The organism is Photorhabdus hainanensis (assembly GCF_018448965.1).
GTDB lineage: Bacteria > Pseudomonadota > Gammaproteobacteria > Enterobacterales > Enterobacteriaceae > Photorhabdus > Photorhabdus akhurstii.
Window position 1 is genome coordinate 163,258 of record NZ_RCWD01000007.1, and the last position, 7,797, is coordinate 171,054.

Sequence of the window (7,797 nt, forward strand, 5' to 3'; positions counted from 1 at the left end):
GGAGATTCCCATGCAAGTCAGCAGAAGGCAGTTCTTTAAGATCTGCGCTGGCGGTATGGCGGGTACAACGGTAGCCGCGTTGGGCTTTGCGCCAGCCGCAGCCCTTGCACAAACACGTAACTATAAATTGTTGCGTGCGCGTGAAACCCGAAATACCTGTACGTACTGCTCTGTCGGTTGTGGGCTGTTGATGTACAGCCTTGGCGATGGCGCAAAAAACGCGAAAGCAACTATTTTCCATATTGAAGGTGATCCTGATCATCCGGTAAACCGCGGCGCGCTTTGTCCTAAAGGGGCTGGCCTAGTTGATTTTATCCATAGCGAAAGCCGCCTGAAATACCCGGAATATCGCGCAGCGGGTTCTGACAAATGGCAACGTATTACTTGGGATGAGGCATTTGATCGCATCGCTAAGTTAATGAAAGCAGACCGTGACGCCAATTTCATTAAAACCAATCAAGAAGGCGTGACAGTCAATCGCTGGCTGACGACCGGCATGCTGTGTGCATCGGCTTCCAGTAACGAAACAGGTTATCTGTCGCAAAAATTTAGTCGCGCTCTCGGCATGCTCGCCGTAGACAACCAAGCACGTGTCTGACACGGACCAACGGTAGCAAGTCTTGCTCCAACATTTGGTCGCGGTGCGATGACCAACCACTGGGTTGATATTAAGAACGCGAATCTGATCGTCGTTATGGGTGGTAACGCTGCCGAAGCGCATCCTGTGGGATTCCGTTGGGCAATGGAAGCCAAAATCCATAATAACGCTAAGTTAATTGTGATTGATCCACGTTTTACCCGTACAGCATCTGTAGCGGATTTCTATACTCCAATCCGTTCTGGTACCGATATTGCTTTCTTGTCAGGTGTAATCTTATACCTGCTAACCAACAATAAGATTAACCATGAATATGTTGAGGCGTATACCAACGCCAGTCTGATCGTGCGTGAAGATTATTCGTTCAATGATGGTCTGTTCAGTGGTTATGACGCAGAAAAACGTCAATACGACAAAACCAGTTGGAACTATGCACTGGATGAAAACGGCTTTGCTCAACGTGATATCACGCTTAAGCACCCACATTGTGTATGGAATTTGTTAAAAGAGCACGTTAGCCGTTATACGCCCGATGTCGTCAGTGATATTTGCGGTACGCCAAAAGAGGATTTCCTGAAAGTCTGCGAATATATTGCAGAGACTTGTGTTAAGGATAAGACCGCTTCTTTCCTGTACGCACTGGGTTGGACTCAACACTCAGTGGGTGCACAGAACATTCGAACTATGGCGATGATCCAACTGCTATTGGGCAACATGGGTATGGCAGGTGGCGGTGTTAATGCATTGCGTGGTCACTCGAATATTCAGGGATTGACTGATTTGGGGTTGTTGTCGCAAAGCTTGCCGGGATATCTGACACTTCCCTCAGAGAAACAGGCCGATCTACAAACTTATCTCAAGGCAAATACCCCCAAACCATTAAGGCCGGGTCAAGTTAACTATTGGGGGAACTACCCAAAATTCTTTATCAGCCTGATGAAGAGTTTCTACGGTGATAATGCCCGCAAAGATAACGACTGGGGTTTTGATTGGCTGCCGAAGTGGGACAAAAGTTATGACGTCCTGCAATTTTTTAACATGATGTCGAAAGGTGAAGTCAATGGCTATATTTGCCAGGGCTTTAACCCGGTAGCTTCTTTTCCGAATAAAAACAAAGTTGTTGACGCCCTGTCGAAACTGAAATTCCTGATCACTATCGATCCGCTTAATACTGAAACATCAACTTTCTGGCAGAACCACGGTGAATTTAACGATGTCGATTCATCCAAAATTCAAACCGAAGTTTTCCGCCTGCCATGCTGCTGCTTCGCAGAGGAAAACGGTTCAATTGTTAACTCTGGTCGCTGGTTGCAATGGCACTGGAAAGGTGCGGATGCGCCGGGAGAAGCCATTGGCGATGGAGAGATCCTCTCCGGTATCTTCAAACGCATACGGGATATGTACCGTGCGGAAGGTGGCGCATCACCAGAGCCGCTGCTGAGCATGACCTGGAATTACTTCAACCCGGACAGCCCTACATCGGAAGAAGTGGCCCAAGAGAGTAATGGCCGGGCGCTGATTGATCTGATTGATGCTGATGGCAACGTCATAGTGAAACAAGGTCAGCAATTAACCTCTTTTGCGCAGCTACGTGATGATGGTACTACCGCTAGTGGTTGTTGGATCTTTGCCGGAAGCTGGACGCCGGAAGGTAACCAGATGGCCCGTCGTGATAACGCCGATCCGTCAGGATTAGGCAATACTCTCGGTTGGGCATGGGCATGGCCGTTAAATCGTCGTATTTTGTACAATCGCGCATCGGCTGATCCGCAGGGCAAACCTTGGGATGAGAAACGTCAGTTACTGACGTGGGATGGTATTAAGTGGGGTGGCGTCGATACTGCTGATTACAGTGTGGCTGCGCCGGAAACGGATGTTGGTCCATTTATCATGCAACCGGAAGGTATGGCGCGTCTGTTTGCTATTGATAAGATGGCGGAAGGGCCATTCCCTGAACACTATGAACCCTTTGAAACGCCGTTGGGAACCAATCCATTGCATCCGAATGTGGTATCCAACCCGGCTGCCCGAGTGTTCAAAAGCGACTTTGAAGCAATGGGTAAGGCAGATAAATTCCCTTATGTGGGAACCACTTACCGTTTGACAGAACATTTCCACTATTGGACAAAACACGCATTGTTGAACTCGATTATCCAACCTGAACAGTTTGTGGAAATCGGTGAAAAACTGGCAGAAAAGAAAGGCATCAAGCACGGTGATACCGTCAAAGTTAGCTCTAATCGCGGTTATATCAAAGCGAAAGCGGTTGTCACCAAACGTATCCGTACCCTGAATGTACATGGTCGTGAAGTGGATACTATCGGTATTCCGATTCATTGGGGCTTTGAAGGGGCTGCGAAGAAAGGTTTTATTGCCAATACCTTGACACCATTTGTTGGTGATGCGAACACACAAACGCCTGAATTCAAAGCGTTCTTGGTTAATGTGGAAAAAGTGTAAAGGGAAAAATTATGTCATTGCAAACTCAAGACATCATTCGCCGCTCTGCCACAAATTCTTTTACTCCTGCGCCACGGGTGCGGGATGACCAGGAGGGCGTTGCGAAACTGATTGATGTGACAACCTGTATCGGTTGTAAAGCTTGTCAGGTGGCCTGTTCTGAGTGGAACGATATCCGTGATGAGATCGGTTATAACGTTGGTGTTTATGATAACCCGGCTGATTTAACCGCCAAATCATGGACCGTGATGCGCTTCTCAGAGGTTGAAGAGAACGGCAAACTGGAATGGTTGATTCGTAAAGATGGTTGTATGCACTGTGCTGATCCCGGTTGCTTGAAGGCTTGTCCAGCAGAAGGGGCGATCATTCAGTATGCCAATGGAATTGTTGATTTCCAGTCGGAACACTGCATCGGCTGTGGCTACTGTATCGCCGGTTGTCCATTCAATGTGCCACGACTCAACAAAGAAGATAACCGGGTATATAAATGCACTCTCTGCGTTGATCGCGTGAATGTCGGTCAGGAACCTGCCTGCGTGAAAACCTGTCCGACCGGCGCAATCCATTTTGGCAGTAAAAAAGCCATGAAGGATTTAGCGGCTGAACGGGTGAGTGAGTTGAAAGGCCGCGGTTATGAGAATGCGGGTTTATACGATCCTGATGGTGTTGGGGGTACCCATGTGATGTATGTACTGCACCATGCTAACAAACCACAGCTATATCATGGCCTACCGGAGAATCCCGCTATTAGCCCGACCGTCACCTTCTGGAAAGGTATTTGGAAACCGCTGGCCGCGGTGGGATTTGCAGCCACATTCGCTGCCAGCCTCTTCCATTATGTGGGTATTGGTCCGAACCGGGTAACGGAAGAAGACGAAGAAAATGCGCGTCGTGATACCGAGCCTTCACAGCAATCAGCCAATGGGGAGGAACCGCGATGAAAGGCAGGAAAGATATTATTATCCGTCACTCACCGGTTGAGCGAGTAAACCACTGGGCGGTAGTTTTTTGTTTTCTATTTACCGCCATTAGTGGATTAGGATTCTTTTTCCCCTCGTTTAACTGGCTGATGAATATCTTCGGTACGCCGCAATTGTCACGGATTTTGCATCCATTTGTCGGTTCAGCGATGTTTATTTTATTTATCTTTATGTTTTTCAGATATTTTAAACATAACTTTATCGACAAAGATGACATTGTATGGCTGAAAAACATCCATAAGATTATGAAAAATGAGGAAGCGGGCGATATTGGCCAATATAACTTAGGTCAGAAAGGAGTCTACTGGTCTATCAGTATTTGCCTGATATTACTCGCTGTCAGTGGTGTTGTTATTTGGCGCCCCTATTTTGCTGATCTCTTCTCTATTCCAATAATTCGAATTGCGCTTCTAATCCATTCAATGTCAGCTATTGGTTTAATCTTGACGATTATGGTTCACGCTTATGCGGCATTCTGGGTGAAAGGATCTCTCCGGGCAATGATTGAAGGTTGGGTAACCCGTGGTTGGGCGAAGAAACATCACCCACGTTGGTATCGTGAAGTGATGAAACAGGAACAACAAGAAGAGAAACGTTAATGCGTTTCGAATATAATCATCAAAGCAGGATAATTATATCCTGCTTATTGTTGATTAAGTGTGAATAATGCAAGAAATGATTAAATATCAAGCATGGCATTTCTATTTAAATTATTTTTTATCATCGATTTTTAAATTCAATTCATTTTCTATTTTAATCCATATATTTCTTTGATATAAAATAAAGCATCAAAAAATTTGATGCTTTATTTTATATAACCTTCTCTGGGAATAATCTGTAGTTCCTACAATTTATTTTATTCGTAGTTTGATAAATGAATATGGTGAATATGATTGATCTACAATTTTATTCTCTTGAACGACAAGTCCAGCTTGGTTAGCCAGATATTCGAATTCAGCAGAACTACGTTCTTTCCCTAAAAATAACATATCCATTAATATATCGAAAGATCTAGAAAATTCTGGCTCTTTCACCATATTTATCAATAATAGAGATGAATTTTTATCCATTGCTTTGCGGAAATTTTCCAAAATAAGTATTGAGTCACTATCGGACCAATTATGGAGAACATTTTTTAAAATATACAAATCATAACCGGATGGAATTGACTTTAGAAAATTTCCATTGATAAACTCTATATTGTCAGAAACGGGAAGTTCATTATATCTATCCAATACAGCGTAATGTTTTCCTTTTACCTTTTCACTGATTCTTGCTAAAAGCTCCCCTTCTCCTCCGCCAACATCTAATATTCTATTGTGCTGATTAAAATCATAAATACCAAGTAACTCCTCAACGATTAAATTTGAAACTCTTGTCATTAAAGCATCAAAATTTGATTTAAGAAATTTGTTACCATCCAAATATTCAAAGAATGGCTTTCCATGTGCCATTTCAAATGCCGATTTGCCATCATCTTCAAATAAGGATTTTCCATACATTAACCAAGCGTCACCGTAATATGAGCAAATCTCAAGCTTTATCATGAATGTCTCAAAACTTTCAGGATCGGCAAACACTTGGCACTTATCAGAAAGCCTGAATTTATTATCTTTGCTAACCAACACCCCCATTTCAACTAAGAAATCACATAATCGACTAAACCGAGCATAATTAACACCAGATTTACGGGAAAGCTCGCTTATATCGACATAAATTCCATCTTTAAAGTGAGTAGATAATCCGGTATCAACAAAAGCATGAATTGCAGCTGATCTTCTATTTGATGCAATTAGTTCAGTTAGCATTGAGCTATCCTTTATATCTATATATTATTAAGAAATTAAATATCTTATCAAAAATCCAAAAAATACCATGATGATAAATTGGATATCCTGACACCCCATTTGAATTAAAATGTAATTATTAGCTTTGTTATCTTTTTATGCAAAGATTCAATTCATCCTACTTCCGCATTTTTGAGCGTAAAGCGTTAACTATCAGATTATATTAAATTTGATAAAAAGAAATGACAAAGATCACAATTAACTGTTCTCATAACCATTAAAAATTAAATAGCAGAAAATAACGTAATGTATATATTTCAATTTACATTCATTTATAAAAGAAATGATAATTATAAAACCTGAAAAATTACAGGTATTTCTTAAGTGTGCTATTTCAACAATAGGAAAAGAAACATCAATAAATTCCTCCCTAAAGATCATCAATGAAAGGTAGTGATACCCTACCTATTACTAATTAATTCCAATATTAAAAATATAATATTTATGAAAATTGCATTCATTCTAAATATCTAAATTACATATTAAACATCCATATATTTTTATAAGGTAAGATAAAAATATGACATCAAATATTTTGATGCCATACTTGTTATGCCTATTTTCAGTGACACAATATCCATATAACTATCTTTATGTAGCTCCATGATTATCTGTAATTTATTTTACCCCTAGTTCTATAATTGAATATTTCTCATTTATCTCTTTAATACCTTTAACGATAAATCCTGCCTGGTGAGCTAAATCTTCTAATTCATTCAAATAACGCTCTTTTCCTAATAATAACACATCCATTAATATATCCGTAGAGTCAATTATTTCTAATCGTGGTTTCTTCACTGTGCTTATCAACAAAACAGTTGCATTATCATCCATAGCTTTTCTACAGCTCTGCAAAATTAATACTGCATTATTATCAGACCAATTATGGATAATATTTTTTAAAATATATAAATCATAACCAGATGGAACTAATTTAAAAAAATCTCCATTTATAAATTCAATATCTTCTAAAACAGGGGTTTCATTATACCTGTCCAGTACAGCATAATGTTTTCCTTTTACTTTTTCATTCATTCTTATCAAAAGCTTTCCTTCTCCCCCTCCAACATCTAATATTCTGTTGTATTGACTAAAATCATAAATATCGAGTATTTTATCTATTATTTTGTCCGAATTTTTTGACATAAAAGAATCAAAATTTGATCTGAACAACTCATGATTGTCCAAATATTCAAAAAATGGTTTTCCATGCGCTATTTCAAATGCCGTTTTACTATTATTCTCAGATAAGGATTTTGAATACATTGACCAAGCGTTCCAGAATTCTGGGCTAACTTCGCACCTTATCATTAATGATTCCATACTTTCCGGGTCTGCAAGCGCACTGCACTCCTCAGAAAGTGCAACTCCTTCACCGCTGTTAACCAATACCCCTATTTTGATTAAATATTCACATAACCGGCTAAAGCGAGCATGATCAAGACCATATTGACGGGAAATTTCGCTAATATTTACGCAGGCTCCACCTTTAAAGTGAACAGACAAGCCCATATCAACAAAAGCATAAATTGCGGTTGATTTTCTACATGATGTAATAAGTTCGATTAGCATAGCGTTATCCTTTATATCATAAAGAAATGAAGTATTTTATATAAAACCCAAGAAATACCGTGATGATTGATTAAGTATTTTAACAACATATCTTCACCAAATTGCGATTATTAGTTTTGTTACCTTTTCCCAATGAAATAATAAATTTTCATTCCCCTTATTTTACAACAAGTTAACTAACCTTAATTATCCATTTCTAGGCGTAAATTATTACCTGATTATCACTTAAATTCAGCTCCCATAGGCGTATACTTAAAATAAGTCTGTGTGGAGGTAAATGAAAATGGCTAAAAATCAGATTCAATTCCAAAAAGGCATTTCTATTCATGAGTTTATTTCA

Annotated in this window: 5 protein-coding genes; 3 read left to right on the forward strand and 2 right to left on the reverse strand. The window is 40.2% G+C overall.

From position 1 onward, the window contains the following. Positions 1 to 10: 10 nt before the first annotated feature. From fdnG to fdoI, 3 genes are read left to right on the forward strand one after another with little or no spacing between them, the layout of a single operon-like run. Positions 11 to 3,058 (forward strand): formate dehydrogenase-N subunit alpha, encoded by a 3,048-nt coding sequence (gene fdnG / locus EAE92_RS06670; protein WP_214067508.1) that lies wholly within the window; start codon positions 11 to 13, stop codon positions 3,056 to 3,058. 11 nt (positions 3,059 to 3,069) lie between these two features. Next, positions 3,070 to 3,999, forward strand: coding sequence for a formate dehydrogenase subunit beta (fdxH, locus tag EAE92_RS06675; RefSeq protein WP_214067509.1), 930 nt, complete (start codon positions 3,070 to 3,072; stop codon positions 3,997 to 3,999). Then, a complete protein-coding gene (gene fdoI, locus EAE92_RS06680) occupies positions 3,996 to 4,637 on the forward strand; it encodes a formate dehydrogenase cytochrome b556 subunit (RefSeq protein WP_214067510.1) in 642 nt (213 codons plus the stop codon). Before fdxH ends, fdoI begins: the two co-directional genes overlap by 4 nt. Positions 4,638 to 4,889: 252 nt before the next feature. Here the strand turns inward: fdoI and EAE92_RS06685 are convergent, their stop codons facing one another. Next, positions 4,890 to 5,846: a methyltransferase gene (locus EAE92_RS06685; protein ID WP_214067511.1), complete on the reverse strand. Its 957-nt coding sequence runs from the start codon at positions 5,844 to 5,846 to the stop codon at positions 4,890 to 4,892. Between the two features lie 657 nt (positions 5,847 to 6,503). Further along, entirely contained in the window at positions 6,504 to 7,457 is a 954-nt protein-coding gene (locus EAE92_RS06690) for a methyltransferase (protein WP_214067512.1), read from the reverse strand. Between the last annotated feature and the right edge of the window lie 340 nt (positions 7,458 to 7,797).

Excerpts from the sequence above, each read along its gene's own strand:
- fdxH (WP_214067509.1), top strand. The coding sequence starts at position 3,070 with ATGTCATTGCAAACTCAAGACATCATTCGCCGCTCTGCCACAAATTCT.
- EAE92_RS06685 (WP_214067511.1), bottom strand. The coding sequence starts at position 5,846 with ATGCTAACTGAACTAATTGCATCAAATAGAAGATCAGCTGCAATTCAT.
- fdoI (WP_214067510.1), top strand. The coding sequence starts at position 3,996 with ATGAAAGGCAGGAAAGATATTATTATCCGTCACTCACCGGTTGAGCGA.
- EAE92_RS06690 (WP_214067512.1), bottom strand. The coding sequence starts at position 7,457 with ATGCTAATCGAACTTATTACATCATGTAGAAAATCAACCGCAATTTAT.